The organism is Mycobacterium colombiense, from assembly GCF_001953985.1.
In the GTDB taxonomy this organism is placed as follows: domain Bacteria; phylum Actinomycetota; class Actinomycetes; order Mycobacteriales; family Mycobacteriaceae; genus Mycobacterium; species Mycobacterium colombiense_B.
Window position 1 is genome coordinate 1 of record NZ_MBEI01000030.1, and the last position, 25842, is coordinate 25842.

Genomic DNA, 25842 nt, shown 5'->3' on the forward strand with positions numbered 1-25842 from the left:
GCGGTTCCAGCCAATCCGAACGCAACAACTTGTAGAGCAGGTCAGTGCTGATATTCCCCGACCCGACAATGGCCACAGTCGCCTTAGTCGGCATGAATCCTCCTTTATTCCAACGACAATCGGACCGAACCCAGCCCGGTAAACTCCGCGACAAACTCGTCACCCGCGCGGGCGTCGATCGCCTTCGTGCAGGAGCCGGGCAGCACCACGTCGCCTTTGCGCAGCCTCACCCCGAAGCTTTCAACTTTGCGGGCCAGCCAGGCCACCGCGGTAACCGGGTTACCGAGCACGGCGTCGCTGCGGCCCTGGGCGATCAGTTCGCCGCCGCGCCGTAAGACCGCGTTGATTTTCGTAAGGTCGAGATCAGCCGGCGATACCCGGGCCCTACCCAGCACGAAACCCGCCGACGACGCATTGTCGGCGATGGTGTCGCAGAGTTCGATCTTCCAGTTGGTGATCCGGGTGTCGATCAGCTCGATCGAGGGGACGAGCGCCTCGGTGGCCGCCAGCACGTCGTCCTCGGTGCAGCCGGCTCCCGGCAGATCAGCGGAAAGGACGAACCCCACTTCCACCTCCACTCGCGGGTATAGGTAGTTGCCGGCTTTAACCGGAACGCCCTCGAACAGCTGCATCTCGTCGAGCAGATGCCCGTAGTCCGGCTCGTCGACACCCATCATCTGCTGCATCGGCTTGCTGGACAGGCCGACCTTGTGGCCCACCACCCGAGCCCCCTCCGCGACCTTCTGGCGGATGTTGATCAGCTGAATCTCATACGCGTCGACGACGTCGATGTCCGGATAGGCGGCGGTAAGCGGGGCGATCGGCTCGCCGCTCCGCTCGGCTTGCGCCAAGTCGGCGGCCAGCTCGTCGCGCACCTCATGGCTGAGCATGGCACCCAGGCGCCTCGTCGCCCGCCGAGGCCATTGCCTTGACATCCATGCCGCCAAGCGAGCCCATCCCGACTTCTGCGTTGTGCGCGTGGGCGAGGTGATGCAGGCCGAAGACGGCATCCATGCCGTTGCGTAACCCCATCTGGTCCTCACACTGGTTGATCGATCGCTTCGTCAACGCCAGACCGAAGCGCGGCATCTTTGCGATATGCGCTGCGAGGCTGAGGGTTTCGCGCTCCAGCTCCGGACGCGGAACCACCCGGTTGACCATGCCGACCGCGTAGGCGCGCCTAGCGTCGAACCTGTTGCCGGTGAAAAGGATCTCCTTGGCGAACCGCGGTCCGAGCACCCAGGGATGAGCGAAGTACTCGACGCCAGGGATGCCCATCCGCACGACGGGGTCGCTGAAAAAGGCATCCTCGGCAGCCACGATCAGATCGCAGATCCAGGCCAGCATCAGGCCGCCGGCGATACAAGCGCCCTGCACCATAGCGATGGTCGGCTTGGGAATGTCGCGCCAGCGTCGGCACATCCCCAGGTAGACCTCCATTTCGCGGGCGAAGCGCTGATCGCCGCCCGGTTTGCCGACATGGTCCCACCACAGCACGGCCCGATTGTCGTAACTGACGTGGTGGTCGCGGCCGGGAGTCCCGATATCGTGCCCCGCGCTGAAGTGCTCGCCGGCGCCCGCCAAGACGATCACGCTTGCCGCGTCGTCCTCGACCGCGCGTTGGAACGCGGCGTCGAGGGCATAGGTCATCGCCGAGTTCTGTGCGTTGCGAAATCGCGGACGATTCATGGTGATAACGGCAACACCGGCGGTCACCCGGTAAGTGACCACTTCATCTTCGTTTGGTGCGTCCATCCGCTGCCTTCCCACATGACGCTGTAAGTGCCGACCATCATCGATGCGGCTCGGCGGCGTATCGGACTCGGTGTCCGCCCACCGGGAGCCATTCCGGTCACGGCCCAGGCGAACAGCGCGATGCCGCCGCGCGAGCGATCCGACGTCCGGGGGCAGCCCCATCTGGACTATCACGAGACAGGCCGATGTTTGGTTGCGGCCGGGGGCGGCCGGGCTGACGGCCGCCTCCCGCACGAGAACCCGTGATTCCTACATCCGCACCAGCGCAAAGGGATACGTAGAGCTTCCCCCGGGCGCCCCGTGGCATCCGGCGGCAAACGACGAGTCGAGGGAACCGGCCAACGTCATGGCATCCCATGAGTAGACGTCGTGTGTGGGGATGACCGGGCCGTAGTAGACGTCGCCACATCGCAGCCCGTCCGGCACGTCGACGGACAAGATGTAACGGCCGTCGACGAATTGCGCCGAACCGCGGTACTCGAAAGCCTTCGCCACAGGCCGTGGTATCGCCTGGACGGTTACGCAGTTGCCGGTGCACGACGAGATCGCCCACACCCAGGTGTGAAAGTCGTACCTGCCGGTGATCGCGAGCTCATAGTTGCCGGTGTGCATCTCGGCGTGCGCGGCGGGTGCGAAAAGCATCGCCCCCGACGCGAACCAAATAGTTAGCGTCAAAGCCGTCACGCGGGCGCGTCGAGTCGTACGCGGCGTCATGTGGATATCACCGCCCGACGGTCGTATCGGGCATGCCATCCATGGCGACAGGTCACCCAGCGATACTGTGCCGCCGCGCCAGTGCCATCTGTCAGTCCTCCCGGTAGGCGGGACACACCGTGTTGGTCACCTCACTAATCCGGGAAGGTTTCGGCCGGGCTGTTCGTCGGCGCGGTTGGATCTGTTGGGTTTTGACCGCGGCGGCAACGATAAAAGAGGAGTCGTTCGAGTGGTGACCAAGGCGTCAGGCCGCTTGTCGCTGCGACTTCCGAAGCTCGGCAGGAACGTGGGCGGCCCTTTCCAGGCCGTCGGTGGTCTGGTCGCGATGGCGGCCGATGCGGCAAAGTTTGTCTTCCGCAGGCCGTTTCAAGGGCGTGAATTTCTGGAGCAGTCCTGGTTCGTCGCGCGGGTGTCGCTGATGCCGACGCTTCTGGTGGCCATCCCGTTCACCGTGCTGGTCAGCTTCACGCTGAACATCCTGCTGCGCGAGTTGGGTGCGGCCGATTTGTCCGGGGCGGGCGCGGCCTTCGGCGCAGTCACTCAGGTGGGTCCGTTGGTCACGGTGTTGATCGTGGCCGGCGCGGGCGCCACGGCGATGTGTGCGGACCTCGGCTCACGAACCATCCGCGAGGAGATCGACGCGCTGGAAGTGTTGGGCATCAATCCGATTCAGCGACTGGTGGCACCGCGCATGCTGGCGTCGGGGGTGGTGGCACTCCTGCTCAACAGCGTGGTCTGCATCATCGGCATATTGGGGGGCTATTTCTTTTCGGTGTTCGTCCAGGAGGTCAACCCGGGAGCATTCGCCGCCGGTATCACCCTGTTGACCGGAATTCCCGAACTCATCATCTCGTCGGTCAAAGCGCTGCTATTCGGTCTGGTCGCGGGCTTGGTCGCCTGCTATCGCGGGCTGACGATCACCGGCGGTGGCGCCAAGGCGGTCGGCAATGCCGTGAACGAGACCGTGGTGTACGCCTTCATGTCGCTTTTCGTCATCAACGTCGTCGTGACGGCAATCGGTATTCAGATGACGGCGAAGTAGGTAACCAGTGGCGTTACGCGCGACGTATCCGGGCCTGGTTCGGGAAATCAACAAACCGGTTGCCGCACTGGCCGGCATCGGTGATCACGCCGTGTTTTACGGAAGGTCGATCGCCGGGGCACCGTTTGCGGTCACCCGCTACCGACGAGAAATCATTCGGTTGTCCGCTGAAATCAGCATGGGTTCAGGGACATTGGCGATGATCGGCGGGACAGTCGTCATCGTCGGATTTCTCACCTTGGCAACCGGTGGGACGCTGGCGATCCAGGGGTACAGCTCCCTGGGCAATATCGGTATCGAGGCGTTGACGGGGTTTTTGGCGGCGTTCATCAATGTCCGGATCTCGGCGCCGATCGTCGCCGGCATCGGCTTGGCGGCGACTTTCGGTGCCGGGGTGACCGCCCAGCTTGGCGCCATGCGGATCAACGAGGAGATCGACGCGCTCGAAAGCATGGGCATTCGGCCCGTTTCGTATTTGGTCAGCACCCGGCTCATCGCGGGGATGCTGGCGATCACACCGTTGTATTCGATCGCGGTGATCTTGTCGTTCGTCGCCAGTCGCTTCACGACAGTGGTGGTGTTAGGGCAATCGCGAGGCTTGTACGGTCACTATTTCTCGACGTTCCTGAACCCGACTGACCTGGTGTGGTCGTTTCTGCAGGCAATCCTCATGGCTTTGGCCATTCTCTTGATCCACACGTACTACGGCTATTTCGCGAGCGGAGGCCCGTCGGGCGTAGGTGTGGCAGTGGGCAACGCGGTGCGGACCTCGCTGATTGTTGTCGTCTCGGTGACCCTGCTGGTCTCGTTGGCCATCTACGGGGCCAACGGAAACTTCAACCTGTCGGGCTAGGGAGAAAATCTGTGCTGAACTCCGCTGTCCGCCCGCTGCTCGGACTTGTCATCATCGGCGCGATCGGCGCGATCGTGGCGGGAACCGTCTTCCTGTTTCAGGGCGGTGCCTCGGAATCGGTTTCGGTCACAGTAATGTCGCCGCGTGCGGGTCTGGTGATGAATCCGGACGCCAAGGTGAAGCTACACGGCGCGCAGGTCGGCAAGGTCTCCTCGATCGAAAACCTGCCGGACGGGCGGGCGGCCATCCATCTGGCGATGGATCCGTCATGGCTGCACCTGATTCCGGCGAACTCGCGGGTAGACATCGAATCGACGACCGTCTTCGGATCGAAATTCGTTCAACTGATACCACCCCCGGATCCGTCTCCGCGGTCGTTGACGGCGGGCCAAATCCTTGACTCCGAACATGTGACGGTCGAAATCAACACGGTGTTCCAACAGCTGGTCTCGGTGCTGTCCCAAATCGAACCAGAGAAGCTGAACGAAGCCCTTGGCGCGCTCGCACAGGCGACGAGCGGCCGTGGCGCAAAGTTTGGTCGCACGCTCGCCGATCTCGATACGCTCCTGACCAAAATCAACCCCAGCCTTCTGACCCTGAGCCACGAAATGGCAGTGGCACCAGGTGTGCTCCGGGCGTATGCCGATGCGGGCCCGGATCTTGTCAGGACAATCGAAAACGGGACCCGCGTCAGCGATACGGCGGTCGACCGGCAGCGGGATCTGGACGCACTGCTGATCAGCGCGATCGGGTTGGCCGACATCGGAAACGACCTGCTGGTAACCAACGCGCAGCCGCTGGAGACCGTCCTGCATTCGCTGACTCCCACCACTGACCTGACCAATGAATACCACCAGGCCCTCACCTGCGGCCTGGCCGGCCTGAAACCGTTGGCCACCGGCCCACCGCTGCCCGTGCCGGGCGTCCTGTTGCTGGATTCGTTTCTGCTGGGCACCGAACGATACCGGTATCCGCAGAACCTGCCCAAGGTCGCGGCGACCGGCGGTCCCCAGTGTATGGGCCTACCGAATATCGGCTTCGGACAGCGCCCCCCGTATCTCGTCACCGACATCGACGCCAACCAGGCACAGTACGGAAACCAGGGAATCTTGGTGAATTCCAACCGTCTCAAGCAAATGCTGTTCGGCCCGATCGACGGGCCGCCACGCAACACTCCGCAGATCGGGCAGCCGGGATGAGAGGCGGGGGCGGGACTGCCGTCAAGTTCGGAGCCTTCGCCGTGGTGACGCTGCTGTTGACCGCGGCCCTATTCGCGATCCTCGGGCAATACCGCACGGGTGCGACCAACGGCTACTCGGCTGTGTTCACTGACGCATCCAGTCTGAAGCCAGGAGATTCGGTGCGCGCCGCAGGGATTCGGGTGGGGACGGTCGACGGCGTCGTCCTGCAGCCGGACAACTCGGTGCTGGTGGATTTCGATGCCGACCGCGCGGTCATGCTCACCACCAACACCAGGGTCGCGGTGCGCTACCTCAATCTGGTTGGTGACCGCTACCTCGAGCTGCTCGATGCGCCGGGTTCCACCACGATCCAAGCGCCCGGTTCTAGGATCCCGCGAAACCGCACCGAGCCGGCACTGGACCTGGATTTGCTGCTCGGCGGACTCAAACCGGTGATCCAGGGGCTCAACCCGCAAGCGGTCAACGCGCTGACCAACTCATTGCTACAAATTCTGCAGGGCAGCAGCGGCGATGTGGAGTCGCTGTTCGCCAAGACCTCGTCGTTTTCGAATGCGTTGGCAGACAACGATACTGTGGTGCAGCGACTGATCGACAATCTCAACGAGGTGCTCGCCACGGTCGCCAAAGACGGCGACAGATTCTCCGGGACCGTGGATCGCCTCCAACAACTCATTACCGGGCTATCGCGGGATCGCGATCCCATCGGTGACGCCATCACGGCACTGGACAGCGGGACCGCATCGTTGGCGGACCTGCTAACCCAGGCGCGTCCACCGTTGGCCGGAACCGTTGGCCAACTCAGCCGGCTGGCTCCGCTGCTCGACAATGACAAGGCGCGACTGGACCTTTCATTGCAGCGCGCTCCCGAAAACTATCGCAAACTCGTCCGGCTCGGCGCGTACGGCAGTTTCATCAACCAATACCTGTGTGGAATTTCCATTCGGGTCAGCGACCTTCAAGGCCGCACCGCGGTATTCCCATGGATCACCCAAAACACCGGAAGGTGCGGAGAGCCCTGATGCTCAAATATCGCGGAGCTCACCTGATCCGGGCCGGCTTCATCGGCTTCGTGCTGGTTGTGCTGATCATCGTCATCGGATTGCGCTCCCAGCAGTTGGTGTCGATGGCCACGTCGATCCGGTACCAAGCGCTGTTCGCCGAAGCCGGTGGTCTGACCGCCGGCAACGACGTCCGGGTGTCGGGCGTCAAGCTGGGCACGGTCTCCGACGTCGCGCTCAGTCACGGCAAGGCCCTGGTGACCTTCACCCTGGACGCGAAGGTCCGCCTCGGATCGCGCACCACGGCGCACATCAAGACCGGGACGGTGCTGGGTGCGCGAATGCTGGCGGTGGAGCCGGCGGGTAGCCGAGTCATGCATTCGTCCGACGTCATCCCGCTGTCTCAGACGTCATCGCCCTACTCGTTGACCGATGCCGTCAGCGACTTCGCCGGCAACACCGCCGAGACGGACACCGGTTCGCTCAACCGGTCGCTGGACACGCTGGCCGAAACGATCGACCGGGTTGCGCCGCGGCTGGGATCCACGTTCGACGGGCTGAGCCGGCTGTCGCGCTCGCTGAACGGCAGAAACGACTCACTGGCCAACTTGCTCAAGAGCGCCGCCGATGTGACCGCGGTCCTGTCTGCGCGCAGCCAACAGGTCAACACCTTGCTGCTCGACGCCAACGACCTGATGGGGGTCTTGAAGCAACGCCGCTACGCCGTCGTCAATCTGCTGGCCAACACTTCGGCGCTCGCCAAGCAGTTGTCTGGGCTGGTGTCCGACAACGAAAAGGAACTGGCACCGACCCTGAAGCAACTCAACTCGGTCACCGCCATGCTGGAGAAGAATCGGGACAACATCGCCAAGGCGATCGTCGGGCTGGCGAAATACCAAGTGACGCAGGGGGAGTCGGTCAACAACGGCTTCTACTACAACGCCTTCGTCGGGAACCTGTTGCCGGCACAGGCCCTGCAGCCGTTCCTCGACTACGCCTTCGGGTTCCGGCGAGGCGCCAACGCGGGCCAACCACCCGACAACGCCGGCCCACGAGCTGAATTCCCCTGGCCACACAACGGTATCCCGGGAGGACGATGATGCGGGCGCGGCCACCGTGGATCACCAAGGTGCTGATGTCGATCCTGACAGGGCTCATCGTTTGTGGCACAACGTTCCTGGTGCATCAGGAGTTCTTCGGGCCCAAGATCATCACCGCATATTTCAGCTCGGCGACGGCGATCTATCCCGGGGATGAGGTGCGAGTCGTCGGCGTCAATGTGGGCACCATCAAATCGATCGAGCCGCAGGGAACCCAGGCCAGGATGACCCTCGCCGTCGACCATGACGTGCCGATCCCGGCCAACGCGAAAGCGGTGATCGTGGCGCAGAACCTCGTCGCGGCCCGATACGTTCAGCTGACGCCGGCCTACGATGCCAGCGGTTCCGGAGGTCCCGTCATGGCGGACGGTGCGGTGATCGGCGTGGAGCGCACCGCGGTGCCCGTCGAGTGGGACGAAGTCAAAACGCAACTGATGCGACTGGCGACGGACCTGGGCCCGGCCAACGGAGTATCGGCCACGTCGCTGGGCCGCTTCATCGACAGCGCCGCGAATGCTATGGCGGGCAACGGGGACAAGCTGCGGCAGGCCATCGGCCAGCTCTCCAACGTGGGCCGCGTCCTGGCCGCAGGCAGTGGCAACATCACGGAAATCATCCAGAACCTGCAGATCTTCGTGGCGGCGCTGCGCGCCAGCAACGTTCAGATCGTGCAGTTTCAAGACCGGCTCGCCACCGTGAGCAGCATCGTCGACGACAACCGGTCCGATCTGGACGCCGCGCTCACCAACCTCTCTTCGGCGGTCGGCGAGGTAAAGCGGTTCATCGCCGGAAGCAGGGACCAGACCGCAGAGCAGATCTCGCGACTGGCGAACGTGACTCAGAATCTGGCCGACAACCGCATGGGGGTGGAGAACCTATTGCATGTGGCACCCAACGCGATCGCCAACGGCTACAACATCTACAGCCCCGACAGCGGGACGGCCCGAGGGGCCTTCGCGATGTCGAACTTCGCCAATCCGGTGACACTGGTGTGCTCGGCAATCGGGGCCGTCAAGAACGCCACCGCAACCGAGACCGGCAAACTGTGCGCGCAATACCTCGGCCCGGCACTGCGTTTGATCAACTTCAACTACCTGCCGATACCGTTCAATGCCTACCTGGCCAAATCGCCGAGCCCGGGAAATCTCGTGTACTCCGATCCGAAACTGGCTCCCGGTGGGTCCGGCGGAGTCCCCCCGATCCCGTCCGAACCGCCGGCGGTATCGGCGTACACGGGTGCCGATGACATACCGCCGCCGGCGGGCTGGGGAATGCCGCCCGGTCCGCCGGGAGCCTATGCGCCCAACGGGTTACCGGCAGATCCCTCGCCCGCGCTGTTCCCGGGTGCGCCGGTTCCACCCGGGGTGTCCAGGGCGGCGCAACCGGCACCCGCGCCGGGCAATCTGCGGGACATGTTGCTACCGGTCCAGTCCCAGCCGCCGGTGGCTGCCACGGCGCAGCCGGGCGGGGGGACAAAGTGACGGTCGCCCGATCCTTGCGTCGGATGACAGCGATCACGTCGTGGGTGGTGATGACCGCGACCGGATGCGCATTCGACGGGCTGAATTCGCTGCCTCTGCCTGGCACCGTCGCGCGTGGTCCGGACGCGGCGACCTACCACGTCGAGATCGCCAATGTCGGTACACTCGAATCGAATTCGCCGGTGCTGAGCCACGATGTCGTGGTCGGCAGCGTAGGCAAAATGACGCTGCGGAACTGGCACGCCGACGTCGAGATCTCGGTGCGCCCCGATGCGGTGGTGCCGGCCAACGCGGTGGCCAGCGTCGGCCAAACCAGCCTGTTGGGTTCGATGCACCTGGCGCTGGACCCGCCGCCGGGCCAGCCGGCGACCGGCAGACTCAAACCCGGAGCGACCATCGGTCTGCAACGCTCGTCGACGTATCCGTCCACGGAGCAGACTCTGTCCTCTCTGTCTGTGGTCGTCAACGGTGGCGGCCTGGGGAAGGTGGGCGTTCTGGTCAACGAGTTCAATGCCGCACTGGGCGGGCGGGAAGACAAAATCCGGGATCTGCTGACCCGCCTCGATGACTTCGTCGGCGTTCTGGATACGCAGCGCGACAATATCAACGCATCCATCACGGCACTCGACGCACTCGCAGGTACTGTGGCAGGCCAGCGGGGTGTCATAACCACTGCGCTGCAACGCATTCCGCCCGCTTTGGACGTGCTGATCAAAGAACGTCCACGGATCACGACTGCGTTGGACAAATTCCGGGTGTTCAGCAACACTGCGACCGGAGTGGTCAGATCAACGCAAGCCGATCTGGTCCAGAACCTCAAAAACCTGGAACCGACCGTGCGCGCTCTCGCCGACGTCGGCCCCAGCCTGGACACCGTTCTCGCCTTCGCGCCTGCCTATCCGTACCCGCAGAACTTCATCGACCGCGCGATCCGGGGCGACTATTTGAATGAGTTCATCACGTTCGATTTCACGATTCCGCGGCTCAAGAGGGGGCTGTTGCTGGGCACCCGGTGGGGGCAGGAGGGCGCCCAGTTGGTCCCCGCGCCCGGGGATCCCTGGTACAGCACCTTCACCAAGGACCCGCTCAACGCGCCGCTCACCGCGCCACCGACCGCAGTGGCGGTGCCGTCGGCGGCCGTCCCGGCACCGGCCGCCGCACCGGTCACGGCTCAACCAGTGACGAAGGCGCCGATCCCGGCGCCGACCGATTTCGTGCCCTTGGACGTGGGGGACCGCTGATGTTGACGCGTTTCGTCCGAATCCAGCTGATCATTTTCACGATCGCGTCGGTCATCGGCATGGCCGTGATGGTCGTCGAGTACCTGCAGGTGCCCACCCTGCTGGGGGTCGGCCGCATCACGGTCACGCTGGAATTGCCCGGCACCGGTGGGCTCTACCGGTTTTCGAACGTGACTTACCGGGGGGTGGAGGTCGGAAAAGTCACCGATGTGCGGCCCACACGCACGGGCGCGGAGGCGACGCTGTCGTTGAAGACCGCCCCGAAGATCCCTGCGAATCTGCACGCGGCCGTCCTCAGTGTGTCCGCGGTGGGCGAACAATACGTGGACCTGCAGCCAACCACCACGGCGGCGCCGTACCTCGATGACGGCGCGGTTATCCCCGCGGGGAGAACTTCGATTCCGCAGGCCGTCGGACCCATGCTGGATCAGGTCAGCTCGCTTATCGACAGCGTTCCCAAGCAAAAGATCGGCGGCCTGCTCGACGAAACGTTCCGGGCGTTCAACGGATCCGGGTTCGACTTCGGGTCGCTGCTCGACTCCTCGTCGCGAGTCATCGGCGACGTGAACGCGAACGCCGAGCAATCACGGTCCCTCATCGACGACAGCGGCCCGCTGCTGGATGGCCAGGCGCGATCTGCCGACGCCATCCGGACCTGGGCGCGGAGCCTCGCCGGAATCAGCCAGCAACTCGTCAACGACGATGCGAAGACGCGGACCCTACTGCGCACGGCGCCCGGGGCGGCCGACGAGGCGTCGCGCCTCTTCGAACAAGCGAAACCAACGCTGCCCGTGCTGTTGGCGAACCTCACCACCCTCGGTCAGGTGGGCGTCACGTATCACCCGTCGCTGGAGCAACTGCTGGTGCTACTGCCGCCTACGATCGCCGCCACTCAGTCCTACGGCGCACCAAAAAACAATCCCACCGGGTTCTCGCTCGGCGACTTCACCCTCACGATCGGCGACCCGCCCGCGTGCACGGTGGGCTTTCTGCCGCCGTCGTCCTGGCGATCCCCCGAGGACACGTCGGTGATCGACACCCCCGACGGCCTATATTGCAAGCTGCCGCAAGATTCCCCAATCGGGGTGCGCGGCGCCCGCAACTATCCGTGCATGGGACATCCCGGAAAGCGCGCGCCGACCGTCGAAATCTGCGACAGCGATAAACCCTTCGAGCCATTAGCGATCCGTCAGCACGTGCTCGGTCCCTACCCGGCGGATCCGAACCTTCTCGCGCAAGGCATTCCGCCCGACGATCGCGTCACCTTCGGGGACCAAATCTTCGGACCCGTGGACGGTACGCCGCCGCCGGGGACGCCCGCGTCACCGCCCGCCGCGCCCGAGTCGGCGCCGGGCGATCAGGGCGGCACCGTCCCCGAAGCCGCCCCGAGTGCGTACACGTCCCACCGCCCCGGCCCGTCGATCGCCATCGCCACCTATGATCCGCGCACCGGGCGCTACGCCACCCCCGACGGCACCGCATATCGGCAGTCGGATCTCGTCGCGCAGGCCGGGACGCGGTCGTGGAAGGATCTCTTCCCCACATGATCACCCGCCTCCCTCGGAGCATTCGAACCGCTAAACATGCTGCGGTGCAGACGATCTGCGCTTGTTCTGCCCTGGCGGGCATCGTCGCCGCCGGAACGATCGGGCTCGGGTTTGCGTCGCCACCGGTGGCCGCCGCTGACGATTGGGGACTCAACGGCACCTACATCGCGACCTCGAACGGAGAGTGGGCGAAAACCAACGAAGTCTTCCACAACGAGGCCAGCATCAGAAGCAGGTGGACCGTGAGCACGACGTGCAGTTATCCCACCGAGTGCACCGGCACTGTCGTGAGCGATTGGGGCTGGCGGGCTCCGATCTATCAGACCGGGGGCGTCTGGTTTGTCAAGCGCGCCGTCGACAACTGGCAGCCATGCCCGGACGGACCGGCAGGGCCCGGGCTACAGGTCTTCCGTTTCGCCCCCACCAGCCCCGACGGCGATTCCGTCGACCCGGCCTCGCCGATTCTGACCGGCGCCGACGAGACGACCGGCGTCAGCGGAACATGCGGCATCAGCAAGACACTGTTCATCTCCATGCCATTCAAGCTGGTCAGGGCGTCGGCATGACCGAAGCAGATAAAACCGTCTCTCCGGGAGAATATTTCGATTCTTTCGCAACGCGACGTCCTCGGCGTGATGCGGTGCGATCGGTCGTGCTCGGCATGGGACTGTTGGCCGTGGCCGTCGCGACGCCGGCACCCGCTCTTGCCGGTCCGTCATCGTGTGACGACCCGTCCTGTGTCCCGGGCATCACCGGTGGCGTCGTGCTCGGGGCGCCATGCTCGGATACCACCCGCTTCGTATTCGGCACGACGTCCTGGGGACGACTGGTCTTTTGCGGATCTCCGCGACGCTACGCGCCCAGATATTTCCGCTCCCCGTCGATGCGGGGGATCAAGGACGAGAACTCCGGCTGCGAGGGTTCCGAGAATTCGGTCGCACAGGCACCGGATGGTCTGTTTCTGACGTGCCTGTCGGTCGACGGTGCTCCCCGCTGGGTTCGTGGTGACGCGTAGGCCCCCCGAAGTGTCGGGAAGGAATCGAGCCTGGGTATGCGTGGTCGCGCTGGCATTGCCTCACCTGATCTCGACGGCCGCCGCAGCGGTCGCGGGTGCCGACCAACCGGTGCTGCACCACGTAACTTACACGGTCACCGCCGAACGACCGGCCCACGCGAACATCTACTTCCGGGACACCGACCCGCTCAACTGGGCCGAATATAGCCACGACCCATACCAATTCAGCCCCAAGGTCGACGCCGATATAGGCCCCAGTGCGCGGTGGACGCACGAGGTCATGCTCGCCGATCCTGAGCAGTGGGCGATGGTGAGCGTCACCGGCGGGCCGGCGGCGGCAACGGCAGGGTTTCACTGCGAGTTGTCGGTGGACGGTGCCGTCGTCACGTCCAACGATGGTGCCAAGGGCGCGCTGTGTTCAATGCGCCATTGGTGAGCCGGTACCGCGGGCGCCGAGACGAGTGCTCACTGAGCGGGAACCTGGTCCCGAGCCAACCCCCCATCGGGGTAAGTTGCCTTGTTCGAACCGAATTCGCGGCGCTCCCGCCCAATCCCGGTTCCTCGCATCCGGCGGAAAACGAGAGGACGGCAATGCCCGGCACGAATTCGCCTCTCGAGCTCGACGCCGACCGGGTTGCCCTGATCGACGCGGAGGAAGAAGCCGCCCGAGCTGAGGAGCTCGCTGCGGCAGCTCGAGCGCGTGTCGCAGCCCTGCGGCTACGCCGGCACGCCGAGGCGGCCGACGGTGGGGCATCGGAAACCTCGAAGACGGCCGCGACTGACGGCGTTTCAACGCCCCCTGCCGACGAAGCCGAACGGGTCGCGCCGGCATCAGCAGATGACGGCGTGGAAAGGACGCGGCGGCGATTCCGTCGTCCGCGGCGAACGACGGTCGCCGTCGGCGTAGCAGTTGTTTGCACCGCAGCGCTTCTGGCGGTGAGCGCCATGATGGTGCGACATCAGCGGGATCTGGTGCACAAGCAGCAAGACGCAGCGGAGTTCACGGCTGCGGCACGGCAAGTCGTCGTCACCCTCATGTCGATCAACGCCGCCAGCGCCAAAGACGATGTGCAGCGCATCATCGACAGCACGACCGGTCAATTCAAGGATGAATTCCAGCGCGCGGCAGAAGATTTCGCCAAGGTGGCCCAGAGCGCGAAGGTCTCCACCAAGACGAGTGTGCAGGCCGCGGCCGTTGAATCGATGACCGAGGACACCGCGGTCGTGCTCGTCGCCGCCAGCTCGACCCTCACCAATGCGGCCGGTGCCACCGAACAGCCCCGTTCCTGGCGGCTGAGCCTGAAACTGGCCAGGGAAGGCGGGAAGATCAAGATGTCGAGCATGGAATTCATTCCATGACCGCCGAACACCCCGAGGATTGCGGCGAGCCGCAGGTCGTTGACAAGCGAATCGGAGCCGGCGATCACCGGCACGCTGACGACAGTAGCCGCGACGCCGAATGTCTCACTGTCAGAACGTCTGTGCGTGCGCAGCGCCGCTGGGCGCGCCGAGCGATCTCGCGTTGGCCGTTGATCGCCGCCGGGGCGCTGCTGGTGGCCGCCGCCGCGACCACCGCGGGGCTGTACTTCGGTCAGTATCGGGACGGCAGGCAGATCAACGATGCCGCCGCGAAATCGGCGATCGGTGCCGCCTCCGATGGAACCGTGGCGCTCCTGTCATATTCTCCGGACCGGCTGCAAAGTGATTTGACGGCCGCAAAATCACACTTGACGGGTGAGTTCTTGACCTACTACGGCAAGTTCACCGATCAGATCGTGGCCCCGACGGCCAAAGAAAAGGCCGTCAACACCAAGGCCGTGATTCAGCGCGCGGCCGTAGCCGACCTGCACGAGGACACGGCCAGGGTGTTGGTGTTCCTGGATCAGACGACGACGAGCAAAGACGCGCCCGAGCCTGTTCAGACCGCCAGCAGTGTCATGGTCAGTTTGACCAAAGTCCATGGCGCGTGGCTCATTTCGGCATTCGATCCTCTCTAGCCCTGACACCGAGACGTTGCAACGACGCTGGGACTGAGTTGATGGTATTCGCTAATCGCGCGACAGGAACGCCAGCACAGTGCTTTCGAACGCGTCCTTGGCCTCGATCATCGCCCAGTGCCCCGAGTTGGGGAAGATGTGCAGCTCCGCGTTGGGAATGGTGCGCATCGGGATCAGCGCCATGTCCGGCGGGCTCACCCGGTCGTCGCGGCCCCACGTCAGCAGGGTGGGCGCGGTGAGCTTGTGCATGGTCGCCCACGGCAGCGGCCGGTCGGAGGAGTTCAGCGCGGCGTTCATCCCGGCGAACGCCGCCTTGCCGTACATGCGTCGCGCCGCGGCCAGGGTGTCCGGGTCGGTGGCCAGCTGCCAGCGTTCCTCGATCAGCTGGTCGGTGACCAGCGCCTGGTCGTAGACCATCGACTTGAGCCAGTCGACCAGCCGTTGCCGCGTGGGGTCCTCGACGAACTCCTGCAGCAGCCGAATGCCTTCGCTCGGACTGGGACTGAAGATGTTGGTGCCGATGCCGCCGATGGTCACCAGCCGGTCGACGCGGTCCGGATTGTGGGTGGCGAAGTTGATGCCGACGCCGCCGCCCATCGAGTTGCCGACGATGTGCACCTTGTCGACGCCCAGCGCGTCCAGAAAAGGCGACACCGTGCCGAACGCGGTGACCATCGGATGGCCGCCGAAGTCGTCGCTGACCCCGAAACCGGGGAATTCCAGGATCAGGCACCGGTAGTGGGCGGCGAAGGCGGGCAGCACGCCGCGGAAGTTCCGCCACCCGGTGACGCCGGGGCCGGACCCGTGCAGGAACAGCAGGACCGGACCCGAATCCGGGCCGCCGGTGTCGTAGTAACGCAAAGCGCCCTTTTCAAGGCCGATCTCACGCAGGTCGTCCGCTGCGATGGTCGTCGGTTCAGAAGTGTCTGCCACGGGTGTCACCCTGCCATGCCATCGCGCGCAGGGCGGACGTGGTTCCGCTGACCGGGCCGCTCAGAGTGTGCTGTCCGCGGGCTCGCCGCAATTCAGCAGCTCTTTGAGCGCGGCCGGGAACGCGTCGGCGAGGTCCCACAGGTCCGGCACCAGGTCGGGGCAGGAGATGATGCCGACGCCGAGTCGCCCGTTGAGCGACATCACGGTGATGTTGAGCGCGGCGCCCGCGATGATCGGGCCGAGCGGATACATGGCGTCGAGCCGGCACCCCAGGAAGTAGAGCTGGTCCTGCGGGCCGGCCACGTTGGACATCACCAGGTTGTGTGGCGGCTTGTCCGGGAGGGGGATGCGTGGCAGCAGTTTCCGGGCGGCGCCGAACATGGTCTGTCCGGCCACCTGCGTCCAGTCGTGCAAAAGGGTCGGGCCCAGCGCCGCGGAGTGGTCCTTGGCCGCGGCGTTTCCGGCGGCGATGCTGGCCAGCCGTTCCACCGGGTCGTCGATGTGGGTTTCGAGCCGGCAGAGCATCCAGGTCATCTGGTTGTGGCCCGTCCGAGTCGATTGGTCGCGGACGGACACCGGCACGCTGGCGACCAGGGGCAGGTCCGACAGCGCGCCGCGGTCCTGGAAGTACTGGCGCAGCGCGCCGGCGCACAGCGCCGCAACGACGTCGTTGACCGTCACCCCGAACCGGCGTTTGACGGTTTTGACGTCTTCGAGGTCCACACTCGTCAGGGCGATGTTGCGACGCCGGGTGAACGAGCCGTTGAACACCGTCGGGGGCGCCGCGAACGGAGCCGCCATCGTCTGCCCACCGCCGCGAGCACGCAGCAGGGTTCCCGCCAGGGTCAGCGCCGTTGACGGCACGACCTTGGCCAGCCGCCACGGCCGCAATGCCGCGCCGATCAGCCCACTGGCGGCGATCTGCAGCGGGTTCGCCGAGCCGATGCGCTCGGCCGGTTCCGGCGGCGCGGCGTCCGGCACGGCGCTGCACAACTGGGCGAGCAGATTGGCGCCGCCCACGCCGTCGACCACCGCGTGGTGGACCTTGAGGACGACGGACAACGCGTCGGTGCCGTGCAGGCCTTCGATCACCCACATCTCCCACAGCGGGCGATCCCGATCGAGCGCCAGCCCGGCGACGTGGCCGCAGATGTCCGCTAATTCCTTCGGGCCCCCGGGCGAGGGCAGGGCGACGCGGTGTAGGTGCCGTGCCAGATCGAACCGGTCGTCGTCGACCCACACCGGGTGGTCGAAGTTCAGCTGGTTGTCGGCCAGCTTGAGGCGGAATTCGGGCACGGCGTCCACCCGCACCGACAGCGCCTCCTGGAAGCGCTCGAAGGTGTAGCCCCCCGGCATCGTCGTGGGGTCCATCTCCAGGACGCAGCAAATATTCAACGGCTGCGTCGGTGATTCCAGGTATAAGAAGAACGCGTCTAACCCACTGAGTCGTTGCATCTTGCTCGTCTCGGTTGTGCGGCCATGACCGCTGGTCACGTGACCGGCGGTCATCCCGGAGCTCCCGACGGGACGCACGATCGGGGCGACCGCAGCTTATTTCGTGTGACTTATATCTGTAGCCGTTGCGGGGCTTTCGGCAAACATGCCGACGGTACATTTACGAAATCGCCACTCAGCCGCCGCCCGGTGCGGCCGACCGGTTGACGCTTACCCGCTGGTGGACCGGTGCCCGGCGAGCAGGTGGTCGACGGAGTAGCGGTTGTGGCCGCGGAAGGCAATCACGCTGACGAGAAAGAGCGCGTGCACCAGCTGATCGCCGATCACGTTGAAGTGCTCGATCGACGTCGCGCCCAGGACCAGGGCGATCATCACGAGTCCGCCGGCGATGGCGGCCGCGCGGGTCAGCGCCCCCGCCAGCAGCAGCGCCCCGGTGATCAGCTCCGCGAAGGGGAGTGCGTAACTGCACGCCGAGACTCCGGCGGTAGGCAGCATCGACTTGGTGAACTCGCCCATCATCTGCGCGTGAAACGCGGCCAGCTTCGGCATCCGGACCAGGCCGTGTCCGAACAGGCTGGCCCCGATGGTCAGCCGAACCAGCAGATACGCCAGCGCGCGGTCGGTGTCGGACGCGGACATGGTCGCACCTTTCCCCGGTCACCCCGGAGGTCGTGGAAGGCTCACGCGGACAATAGGTTTGGTGCGTTCGCGAGGACGCGATCACCGCGCGCCGGAGGGCTGGCGGGCCATCGCGGAGTCGGGCGCCGCCCAGTCGGTGGAGACTTTGCGGTGCTTGATCAGCCAGGCGTCACCCTGGGGCACCAGGAGGTCGCGGTAGCGGCCGCAGTGGTCGAGCCCGATGTGGGTGACCACGGTGAAGTAGGAGTCGACCCGGGCTTGCCCGGGTGCCACCTCGGTGAACAACACGTTCGCGACGTTATGGCGCACAATCGGTTTGACGCCGGCCTCGGCGGCGACCTTTCCGGTGACGCCGCCCAGGAAGGCCGCTATCTCCGAGCGCCCGCGCAGCGGGGCGAGACCCCGGATCTCGAGGACGCCGTCGACACAGAACGTCTCCGCAAGTCCGTCGAGCCGGCCGGCGTCACCGGACCAGTTGTAACGCGCCAATGTGTCCCGGATTCGCTCGCGGGCGACCAGTTCCCACATTTCCACCGTCACGACTCCTCGCGCCGCCGCCGACACCTCGGCCCACCAGCGTAGGCGCATCGGGTGACGGTGCGGAACTGAGGAGGCGCGGTGGTCGTCGGGCCCCTCATCAGTGATGTTGTCCGGCACGGCAATTGGCCATGCCCGCGATGAGCCTTTGGTGACGACGAACTGCCAGGTCACGGCTGTGGCGAAGGCTACTCGCCGCCCACGTTTCGAGAACGCACCGGTTGGGCAATAAAGGTGGCGAGCGCACGACACGGGCGTTCGTGCGCCACACGGAGGGAGAACGCATGTCGGACAAGAGTGGTCCCGCAGAAGCCGTCGAGGGCATCGTCGAGGGTGTCAAGGGCAAGGTCAAGGAAGTCGCCGGCGCGGTCGCCGGGCGTGACGACCTGATGCGCGAGGGCAAGGCTCAGCAGGACAAGGCCGACGCGCAACGAGAGGCCGCCCAGAAAGAGGCCGAGGCCGAAAGCGCCCGCAAGGCCGCAGAAATCAACGAAGCTCGCCAGAAAGCCGAACAGTAGCGACAACCGATGGTGGCCCGGTCACAGGCGTGGCCGGGCCACCGCTTTGTCGCGGCCCGGGTGGGAATGAAAAGCCGCGCGCGGGTGTAGGACAACGCATGAGACTCAACGACGCCGCCCGCGACCTCATCGGGAAGGGAGCGGATGCCACCCTGGTCACCGTCAACCCCGACGGCAGCCCCCAGGTGAGCGTGGTCTGGGTGGCGTTGCGGTCGACGCCCGACGGAGACGAACTCGTCAGCGCCCACCTTTCCGAACACAAGAAGGTCCGCAACGTCCGCAACGATCCCCGCGTCGCCGTGACGATCGTGTCGCTCGACGCCGCGGGCCAGGGGATGCGACCCTACCTCTCGCTCACCGGGACCGCCCGGATCACCGAGGGCGGCGCCCCCGAACTGCTGGCGGAGCTCAATCCGGTCGTGGGCGACCCGAACACGAAATTCCCGCCCGACGACGCGCCGCCGGGCTATCTCACCCACATTCGCATCGACAAGGTCGGCGGCATCGGCCCCTGGGCGGGCTGACCGCGAATCTTGGCACTTCCGCTACCTCCGGTAGCGGAATACAGTGGGTGGATGAAACCGGGCGAAGACGGGACGCATCTGCGCACGTGTCCCTTGTGTGAAGCCATGTGCGGCTTGGAAATTCACGTCGATGGCGGCCACGTCACCGGCATCCGCGGCAACCGTGACGACGTGTGGAGCCGCGGGCATCTGTGCCCCAAAGGAACCTCGCTTGCGGCCCTGCACGACGACCCGGACCGCATCCGCCAGCCGATGATCAAGGTCGACGGCCAATGGCAGGAAGTCAGCTGGGACGCGGCGTTTCGCCGCTGCACCGAATTGCTGACCCCGGTGATCGACAAGTACGGCATCGGCGCGGTCACCGCCTACACCGGCAACCCACTGGCGCATTCGTTCTCACTGGCCCGCTACGCGGGCATCCTGATGGGCATGTCCGGCATGCCGGTCACGTACTCGCCGGGCACGGTCGACCAGTGGCCGAAGAATTTGTCGTCGCATCTGATGTACGGCCTGTGGTGGAACTTCCCGGTGCCCGACATCGAACGCACCGACCTGCTGGTGATCATGGGCGCCAACCCGGCGGCGTCGCAGGGCTCATTGTTGGCCGCGCCCAACGTGATGGGCCTGATCGACGGGATTCGCAAACGCGGCAAGGTGATCGTGATCGACCCGGTGCGCACCCTGACCGCCGCACGCGCCGACGAATGGCTGCCCATCGTGCCGGGAACCGACGCGGCGCTGTTGCTGGCCGTCGCGCACACCCTCTTCGACGAGGACCTCATCAAACCGGGGCCGCACGTCGACGGTGTCGATGCCATGCGGCGCGCCGTCGCGGACTGGCCACCGGAACGGGTCAGCGCGGTCACGGGCATCGGCGAAGACCGCATCCGCCGGCTGGCCCGCGAGCTCGCCGGCACCGAGAAGTCGGTGGTATACGGCCGAATCGGCCTGTGCAACCAGGAGTTTGGCAGCCTCGCCAGCTGGCTGGTCGACGCCGTCAACATCCTTACCGGACATTTCGACACGCCGGGCGGCGCGATGTTCCCCAAGCCGGCGGCCTGGTCGATCACCACCCAGCCACTGCCCGGGCTGGAAGACGGCGCAGCGGAATTCGGTCGTTGGCACACCCGGGTGCGCGGCGCCAAGGAGGTGCTCGGTCAGGCGCCGGTGTCGTGCATGGCCGAGGAGATCGCCACTCCGGGCGACGGCCAGCTCAAGGCGCTGATCACGGTCGCGGGCAACCCGGTGCTGTCCACCCCCGCCGGTGACAAACTCGACGAAGTGCTGCCGATGCTGGAAGCGATGATCTCCGTTGACCTTTGGCTCAACGAGACCACGCGGCATGCCGACGTGATCCTGCCCGGCCTTTCCCCGCTCGAGCAGCCGCACCACGACGATCTGATCCTGCTCTTCGCCATCCACAGCATCGCGAATTACTCTGCCCCGGTGTTCGATCCGGGCGATCGCCCGCACGAATGGGAGATCCTGATCCGATTGACCGGCCTGTGCACCGGCACACCGGCCGAGGACGTGGACGTCGCGGCCATCGACGACGGCTTCTTCGACTACCTGGCCTTTACGCAGGGTCTCGACGGCGGACAGATCCGCAAGCTCTACGACCACGGCGGTCCCGAGCGGATGCTCGACCTCACCCTGCGCACCGGGCCCTTCGGCGACCAGTACGGCAAGAACCCGGGTGGGCTGACGCTGGACCTGCTCAAGGCCAACCCGAACGGCATCGACTTCGGGCCGATGGTGCCGCAGCTGCCCGACATCCTCGGCACCGCCGACAAGAAGGTCCGGCTCGCCCCGCAATACCTGCTCGATGACCTGCCGCGGCTGGCCGCGCGCATGGAGCGGCCCGCCGAGCCGCTCGTCCTGGTGAGCCGGCGGCATTTGCGATCCAACAACACCTGGCTGCACAACGTGCCGGCGCTGATGAAGGGAAAGGACCGGTGCACGTTGCTGATCCATCCCGACGACGCCGCCCGCTGCGGCGTCACCGACAACGACATCGTGACGGTGAAATCGGAGGCCGGCGAGATCAAAGTTCCCATCGAGGTCACCGAGTCCATCAAGCCCGGAGTGGTCTCGATGCCGCACGGCTGGGGGCACGGCAAGCCGGGCACCCGTATGTCGGTGGCCAACAGCTCGCCGGGCGCCAACACGAATGTGCTCTCCCCGCCAACGTTTGTCGACGAGCCCTCCGGCAACGGCGTGCTCAATGGCATCCCGGTCACGATCATCGATGATCAAGCCCGGTTCCGGCCCGCGCCAACCGCCTGAACGCCCTCGGGGATTCCCAGTCCCGCAGGCCCTTTCGCGCCGAACCAGGCGCGAGGCGACAATGCCCCCTCCCCGTGGCCTGTCGCCTGGTTAACGGCAGCTGCGCCGTTGTGGTTCAACTCACTTCGGCGGTGATCCGGTGAACCTTTTACGGGGCGGCCGTCGTCGGCATGGGCATGACTGCAACAACGTATTCCAACTCCCCGTATCGGGCCGCGGGCCGAGGGTGCGGCGCTCCACGGATCGCCGGCACCGCGGTGGCTTTCACGCCGCACCGCTACAACCAGGACGAGGTCGCACGCGAACTCACCGGGTTCACCGATCCCGGATTTCTGCGCTTTGCGCAGACCGCCGGCGTCGACCGGCGCAGCCTCGCGCTGCCGCTGTCGCGTTACCCGAGACTGGGCGGCTTCACGGAGGCGAACAACGCGTATCTCGAGGTGGCCGTCGATCTTGGTGAGCGGGCGATAAATTCGGCGCTGGCAACCGCCGGCGTGGCGCCGCACGAGGTCGACACCATCGTGATGGTCTCCAGCACCGGAATCGCCGTGCCCACCATCGACGCGCGGCTGATGACGCGAATCGGTTTGCGGCCCAACGTCAAACGGGTGCCGCTGTTCGGGCTCGGGTGCGTGGCCGGCGCCGCCGGAATGGCGCGCGTTTACGACTACCTGCACGGCTACCCCGGGCACGTCGCCGTGCTGCTCTCTGTCGAACTGTGCTCGCTCACCCTGCAGCGCGACGACACGTCGATCCCCGCGCTCATCGGCGTGTCCTTGTTCGGTGACGGTGCCGCCGCCGTCGTCGCCACCGGACCGGAACGAATCCCGTTGGCCGCCAGCCCAACCGGACCGCGCTTGCTGGCGACCCGCAGCCGCGTCGTTCCCGAAACCGTCGACGTGATGGGCTGGAACGTCGGTTCGAGCGGGTTTCAGCTCGTCATGTCCCGTGACGTCCCCAAGATGGCCGACGACTACCTGCGCGCCGAGGTCGACGAGTTCCTGGCCGATCACGGGCTGTCCGTCACCGACATCGCGGCCTGGGTGTGTCATCCCGGCGGTCCGAAAGTCCTCGAGTCGATCGAGAATGCGATCGGGTTGCCCGGCGATGCCCTCGCGCACAGCCGAAACTCCATGCGGGAGAACGGAAACGTGTCCTCGGTGTCCGTGCTGGACGTCCTTCGCCGCACGGTCGCCGCGCCGCCGGGCGACGGCGCCTTCGGGGTGATGCTCGCGATGGGGCCCGGCTTCTGCTTCGAGCTGCTGTTGCTGCAGTGGTAATCGGGACGACGCCATGTACTACTACCTGTTCATCCTGGCCGTCGGGGCCGAACGCCTCGTCGAGTTGGCGGTCGCTCAGCGAAACGCCAGATGGTCAATGGCGCACGGCGGCAAGGAGTTCGGGCGCGATCACTACCCGGCGATGGTCAGCATGCACGCCCTGCTGCTGGTCTCGTGCATCGTCGAGACGTGGAGCCTGGGTCGGCCGTTCATCGGGTGGCTGGGCTGGCCGATGCTGGCCGTGGTCGCGCTCAGCACGGTGGTCCGCTGGCGCTGTGTCAGCGTGCTCGGCAAGCACTGGAACCCGAGGCTGATCGTGATCCCGGACGCGCCGCTGGTTCGCCGCGGGCCGTATCGCTGGGTGCGCCACCCCAACTACACCGCGGTGGCGGCCGAGGTGGCCGCGCTGCCGCTGGTGCATTCCGCGTGGCTCACCGCGATCGTGTTCAGCGTCGCCAATGCGCTGGTGCTCTCCGTGCGCATCCGCGCGGAGAACGCGGCGCTGGGTTACGCGTGATCAGGGGGCGATCGGCCGATTGGTCCACTGGCGGTCGGGACGGCGCGTCGAGCGGAACCATCCGCCGGCCGCGCCGGTGCCGCCGTCGGTCGGGATGACGTGGCCGGTGACGAAGCCCGAGAGGTCGGAGGCCAGGAACAGGATGACCCTGGCCTGATCCTCGGGCAGGCCCATCCGCCCGACCGGAACCCACCGCGGCCAGTGCGCCTGCTCGTCGGCCGAAAGCCATTGCGAATAGGGCACTTGCAGGGATTCGGTGACGTCGGGCGCGATGGCGTTCACCCGCACCCCGTCGTTGCCCACCTGGACCGCCAGGCTGCGGGTGAACGCGTTGACCGCGGCTTTGAAGGCGGCATATACCGGATCCTCCGGATAGCCGCGCAGCCCCTCGACAGACGAGACGTTCACGATCGCACCGGCGTGCCGCTCGACCATGGCCGGCAGGAACGCGTGGGTCAGCAGGAAAACGTGGTGCAGGTTGATCCGGTAGAGCTCGTCCCACAGCTGTGGGTCGGTGCCGGCGAAGTTTCCGGGATGCCGCAACCAGTGGCCCACGTTGTTGACCAGCACGTCGACCCGGCCAAACCGATCGAGGACCGTTGCGGCCAGGCGGGAGACCTGATCGAGGTCACGGACGTCGGTGACGACCGCCAGCGCCGACCCGCCGGCTTCGGTGATCGAGGCCGCGGTCGCGTCGGCAAGGTCGGCGTCGATGTCGGCGATGATCACGTCGGCGCCGTGCTCGGCGAACAGCCGCGCGGTCGCCGCGCCGATTCCCCCCGCGCCGCCGGTAACGACCGCCACCCGGCCGGTCAGTAGCGGATCAGGATGCGTAGTGTGTGTCACCGCTCATATCTTCGGGCATTCTGGGGGTTGAGCAACAGCCGGTTCGGCCTGATCACGCCCGCGCGGTAACCGCAAAAGAGATAAACGAGTGATACCCATCTCCGCGGCTAGCAAACAGTGATGTACGCGACATTTCCCACGCGTTAATTTCCCGTTAGCCCTCTGCGGCAGGGGGTATTCGCCCTCCACTTAGGAGGTTGAAGCCCAATGGTGAGTACAGCCGAACCGACACATATTCTGCCGAGCGTGGCGACGACAAGGCGCGTTCATCATCGCCATAGCCCGCAGTCAGTTGCCGTCGGACTTGCCAGCCGCTTGATCGTGAAGAACGCCGTCCGGGCGTGGGCCATGACGCCGAACATGCGTTGGCCATTCGAATACGTCGACACCGTCGCGGGATTGTTCCCGCGCGTCGGGTACGCGGCGAGAGTCGAATCGGTGCGGTTGGACAACTGTGCCGCCGAATGGGTTCGCGCGCCCGGCGTATCGGGTGAGCGGGCAATCCTGTATTTGCACGGCGGCGCATTCCTGACCTGTGGCCTCAACACCCACCGCTCCATGGTGACCCGCTTGTCGAAGGCGGCCGATGCCCCCATCCTCGCCGTCGCGTACCGGAAGCTGCCCGCACACCAGATCACCGACGCAATCGACGACGGGATCAGTGGCCTGCGCTGGTTGCAGGATCACGGCTACGACGGCGACCAGGTCGTCGTGGCCGGCGATTCCGCCGGGGGATACCTGGCGTTCATGACCACACTCCTGGCGATCCAGGACGGCATCATGGAGCCGGCCGGCGTTGCGGCCGTCTCGCCGTTCACCGATGTGGATCCGGTGCGAAAGCTCAAACACCGCAACGCCCGCAAGTGTTCGATGTTCACCCGCCGGGCCTTCTCGCGATTCGCGCAATTCCTCAGCAACGCACAGGTTGTCGAGGGCGAGGGTGAAGGCGACGCCACGGTCGCGTCTCCGGTGGACGCCGATCTGTCCTCGTTGCCGCCGGTCACCATTCACGCCAGCTCGGACGAGTTGCTGCTCGCCGATGCCGAGCTGATGGCGAAGCGCTTGGAAGCCAGCGGGATCCACTGCGATCTGCACCTGTGGGATGGACAGATCCACGACTTCCCCTTGGCCGCAGACGTTTTGCCCGAGGGCAGGCGCGCCATCAAGTACCTTGGCGACTTCGTCAAGGACGTCACCGCTGTTCGCGCGAAGGTCCCGCGGGTGCGCCGCCTGCGCAATGCCGCGGTGGCCGGTTGAAGGCGCCGAAAGTAACTGCGCCGCAAGCTGGTTCGCTGTCCAGCCGCCTCGGCGGCCCCGCATCGTTTCCCGGCGCCCGCACTCGCCGGTGGTCGCGCGGAACGG

27 protein-coding genes and 1 pseudogene are annotated in these 25842 nt (G+C 65.7%); 19 read left to right on the forward strand and 9 right to left on the reverse strand.

Going from position 1 to position 25842, the window contains the following annotated elements:
• The 4 genes and pseudogenes from A5732_RS26905 to A5732_RS05460 all read right to left on the reverse strand — a co-directional run.
• Positions 1-94: pseudogene (locus A5732_RS26905) on the reverse strand (acetaldehyde dehydrogenase (acetylating)); the annotation flags it as partial.
• Between the two features lie 10 nt (positions 95-104).
• Positions 105-890 (reverse strand): 2-keto-4-pentenoate hydratase, encoded by a 786-nt coding sequence (locus A5732_RS05450; RefSeq protein WP_076101266.1) that lies wholly within the window; start codon positions 888-890, stop codon positions 105-107.
• Entirely contained in the window at positions 877-1755 is an 879-nt protein-coding gene (locus tag A5732_RS05455; protein ID WP_076055566.1) for an enoyl-CoA hydratase, read from the reverse strand. Before A5732_RS05455 ends, A5732_RS05450 begins: the two co-directional genes overlap by 14 nt.
• 249 nt (positions 1756-2004) lie before the next feature.
• Positions 2005-2367, reverse strand: coding sequence for a hypothetical protein (locus A5732_RS05460; RefSeq protein ID WP_076055598.1), 363 nt, complete (start codon positions 2365-2367; stop codon positions 2005-2007).
• Positions 2368-2794: 427 nt separating this feature from the next.
• Here A5732_RS05460 and A5732_RS05465 point away from each other — a divergent pair, with 427 nt between their 5' ends.
• The 13 genes from A5732_RS05465 to A5732_RS05525 all read left to right on the forward strand — a co-directional run bounded on the left by A5732_RS05465 (position 2795) and on the right by A5732_RS05525 (position 14945).
• Complete coding sequence (locus A5732_RS05465) at positions 2795-3511, forward strand: MlaE family ABC transporter permease (RefSeq protein WP_170880129.1); 717 nt, start codon at positions 2795-2797, stop codon at positions 3509-3511.
• A gap of 7 nt (positions 3512-3518) precedes the next feature.
• Positions 3519-4364: an ABC transporter permease gene (locus A5732_RS05470; protein WP_076101269.1), complete on the forward strand. Its 846-nt coding sequence runs from the start codon at positions 3519-3521 to the stop codon at positions 4362-4364.
• Positions 4365-4375: 11 nt separating this feature from the next.
• Positions 4376-5563 (forward strand): MCE family protein, encoded by a 1188-nt coding sequence (locus A5732_RS05475; RefSeq protein ID WP_076101270.1) that lies wholly within the window; start codon positions 4376-4378, stop codon positions 5561-5563.
• Complete coding sequence (locus tag A5732_RS05480) at positions 5560-6585, forward strand: MCE family protein (protein WP_076055559.1); 1026 nt, start codon at positions 5560-5562, stop codon at positions 6583-6585. The genes A5732_RS05475 and A5732_RS05480 overlap by 4 nt, the downstream gene beginning before the upstream one ends.
• Entirely contained in the window at positions 6585-7664 is a 1080-nt protein-coding gene (locus A5732_RS05485) for an MCE family protein (protein ID WP_076101273.1), read from the forward strand. The genes A5732_RS05480 and A5732_RS05485 overlap by 1 nt, the downstream gene beginning before the upstream one ends.
• A 35-nt stretch (positions 7665-7699) precedes the next feature.
• Positions 7700-9145, forward strand: a complete 1446-nt coding sequence (locus tag A5732_RS05490; protein WP_253189008.1) for an MCE family protein — start codon at positions 7700-7702, stop codon at positions 9143-9145.
• 23 nt (positions 9146-9168) lie between these two features.
• On the forward strand, positions 9169-10386 hold the full coding sequence (locus A5732_RS05495; RefSeq protein ID WP_076101278.1) for an MCE family protein: 1218 nt from the start codon (positions 9169-9171) through the stop codon (positions 10384-10386).
• The gene (locus A5732_RS05500) at positions 10386-11933 is read left to right on the forward strand and encodes an MCE family protein (protein ID WP_076101280.1); all 1548 of its coding nucleotides are present in this window, start codon (positions 10386-10388) and stop codon (positions 11931-11933) included. The genes A5732_RS05495 and A5732_RS05500 overlap by 1 nt, the downstream gene beginning before the upstream one ends.
• A 44-nt stretch (positions 11934-11977) precedes the next feature.
• Positions 11978-12499: a hypothetical protein gene (locus A5732_RS05505; RefSeq protein ID WP_139334763.1), complete on the forward strand. Its 522-nt coding sequence runs from the start codon at positions 11978-11980 to the stop codon at positions 12497-12499.
• Positions 12500-12594: 95 nt separating this feature from the next.
• The gene (locus tag A5732_RS05510) at positions 12595-12948 is read left to right on the forward strand and encodes a hypothetical protein (protein WP_142256565.1); all 354 of its coding nucleotides are present in this window, start codon (positions 12595-12597) and stop codon (positions 12946-12948) included.
• A 40-nt stretch (positions 12949-12988) separates the two neighbouring features.
• Positions 12989-13384 carry a hypothetical protein gene (locus A5732_RS27275; protein ID WP_076101284.1) on the forward strand — a complete coding sequence of 132 codons (396 nt, stop codon included), beginning with the start codon at positions 12989-12991 and terminating at the stop codon, positions 13382-13384.
• Between the two features lie 155 nt (positions 13385-13539).
• A complete protein-coding gene (locus tag A5732_RS05520) occupies positions 13540-14307 on the forward strand; it encodes a hypothetical protein (RefSeq protein WP_076101287.1) in 768 nt (255 codons plus the stop codon).
• Between the two features lie 170 nt (positions 14308-14477).
• Positions 14478-14945, forward strand: coding sequence for a twin-arginine translocation pathway signal (locus A5732_RS05525; RefSeq protein ID WP_249266831.1), 468 nt, complete (start codon positions 14478-14480; stop codon positions 14943-14945).
• Positions 14946-14996: 51 nt separating this feature from the next.
• Here A5732_RS05525 and A5732_RS05530 read toward each other — a convergent pair whose 3' ends face one another.
• The 4 genes from A5732_RS05530 to A5732_RS05545 form a co-directional block, all read right to left on the reverse strand.
• Complete coding sequence (locus tag A5732_RS05530; protein WP_076055548.1) at positions 14997-15878, reverse strand: alpha/beta fold hydrolase; 882 nt, start codon at positions 15876-15878, stop codon at positions 14997-14999.
• 60 nt (positions 15879-15938) lie between these two features.
• On the reverse strand, positions 15939-17333 hold the full coding sequence (locus tag A5732_RS05535; protein WP_076055591.1) for a WS/DGAT/MGAT family O-acyltransferase: 1395 nt from the start codon (positions 17331-17333) through the stop codon (positions 15939-15941).
• Between the two features lie 210 nt (positions 17334-17543).
• On the reverse strand, positions 17544-17972 hold the full coding sequence (locus A5732_RS05540; RefSeq protein WP_076101289.1) for a DoxX family protein: 429 nt from the start codon (positions 17970-17972) through the stop codon (positions 17544-17546).
• An 81-nt stretch (positions 17973-18053) separates the two neighbouring features.
• On the reverse strand, positions 18054-18506 hold the full coding sequence (locus A5732_RS05545; RefSeq protein ID WP_076101436.1) for a nuclear transport factor 2 family protein: 453 nt from the start codon (positions 18504-18506) through the stop codon (positions 18054-18056).
• 287 nt (positions 18507-18793) lie between these two features.
• On the opposite strand from A5732_RS05545, the gene mbp1 reads away from it, so the two are divergent.
• The 5 genes from mbp1 (at position 18794) to A5732_RS05570 (ending at position 23634) form a co-directional block, all read left to right on the forward strand.
• The gene (gene mbp1 / locus A5732_RS05550; RefSeq protein WP_065053167.1) at positions 18794-19027 is read left to right on the forward strand and encodes a microaggregate-binding protein 1; all 234 of its coding nucleotides are present in this window, start codon (positions 18794-18796) and stop codon (positions 19025-19027) included.
• 98 nt (positions 19028-19125) lie between these two features.
• Complete coding sequence (locus A5732_RS05555; protein ID WP_076101291.1) at positions 19126-19551, forward strand: PPOX class F420-dependent oxidoreductase; 426 nt, start codon at positions 19126-19128, stop codon at positions 19549-19551.
• 51 nt (positions 19552-19602) lie between these two features.
• Entirely contained in the window at positions 19603-21837 is a 2235-nt protein-coding gene (locus A5732_RS05560) for a molybdopterin-dependent oxidoreductase (RefSeq protein ID WP_076055544.1), read from the forward strand.
• Between the two features lie 176 nt (positions 21838-22013).
• The gene (locus tag A5732_RS05565) at positions 22014-23117 is read left to right on the forward strand and encodes a type III polyketide synthase (protein WP_171974967.1); all 1104 of its coding nucleotides are present in this window, start codon (positions 22014-22016) and stop codon (positions 23115-23117) included.
• Positions 23118-23130: 13 nt separating this feature from the next.
• Entirely contained in the window at positions 23131-23634 is a 504-nt protein-coding gene (locus A5732_RS05570) for an isoprenylcysteine carboxyl methyltransferase family protein (protein ID WP_076055586.1), read from the forward strand.
• Here the strand turns inward: A5732_RS05570 and A5732_RS05575 are convergent, their stop codons facing one another.
• The gene (locus tag A5732_RS05575) at positions 23635-24480 is read right to left on the reverse strand and encodes an SDR family NAD(P)-dependent oxidoreductase (RefSeq protein WP_076101293.1); all 846 of its coding nucleotides are present in this window, start codon (positions 24478-24480) and stop codon (positions 23635-23637) included.
• Positions 24481-24687: 207 nt separating this feature from the next.
• On the opposite strand from A5732_RS05575, the gene A5732_RS05580 reads away from it, so the two are divergent.
• A complete protein-coding gene (locus A5732_RS05580) occupies positions 24688-25737 on the forward strand; it encodes an alpha/beta hydrolase (protein WP_170880125.1) in 1050 nt (349 codons plus the stop codon).
• The last annotated feature ends 105 nt before the right edge of the window (positions 25738-25842 follow it).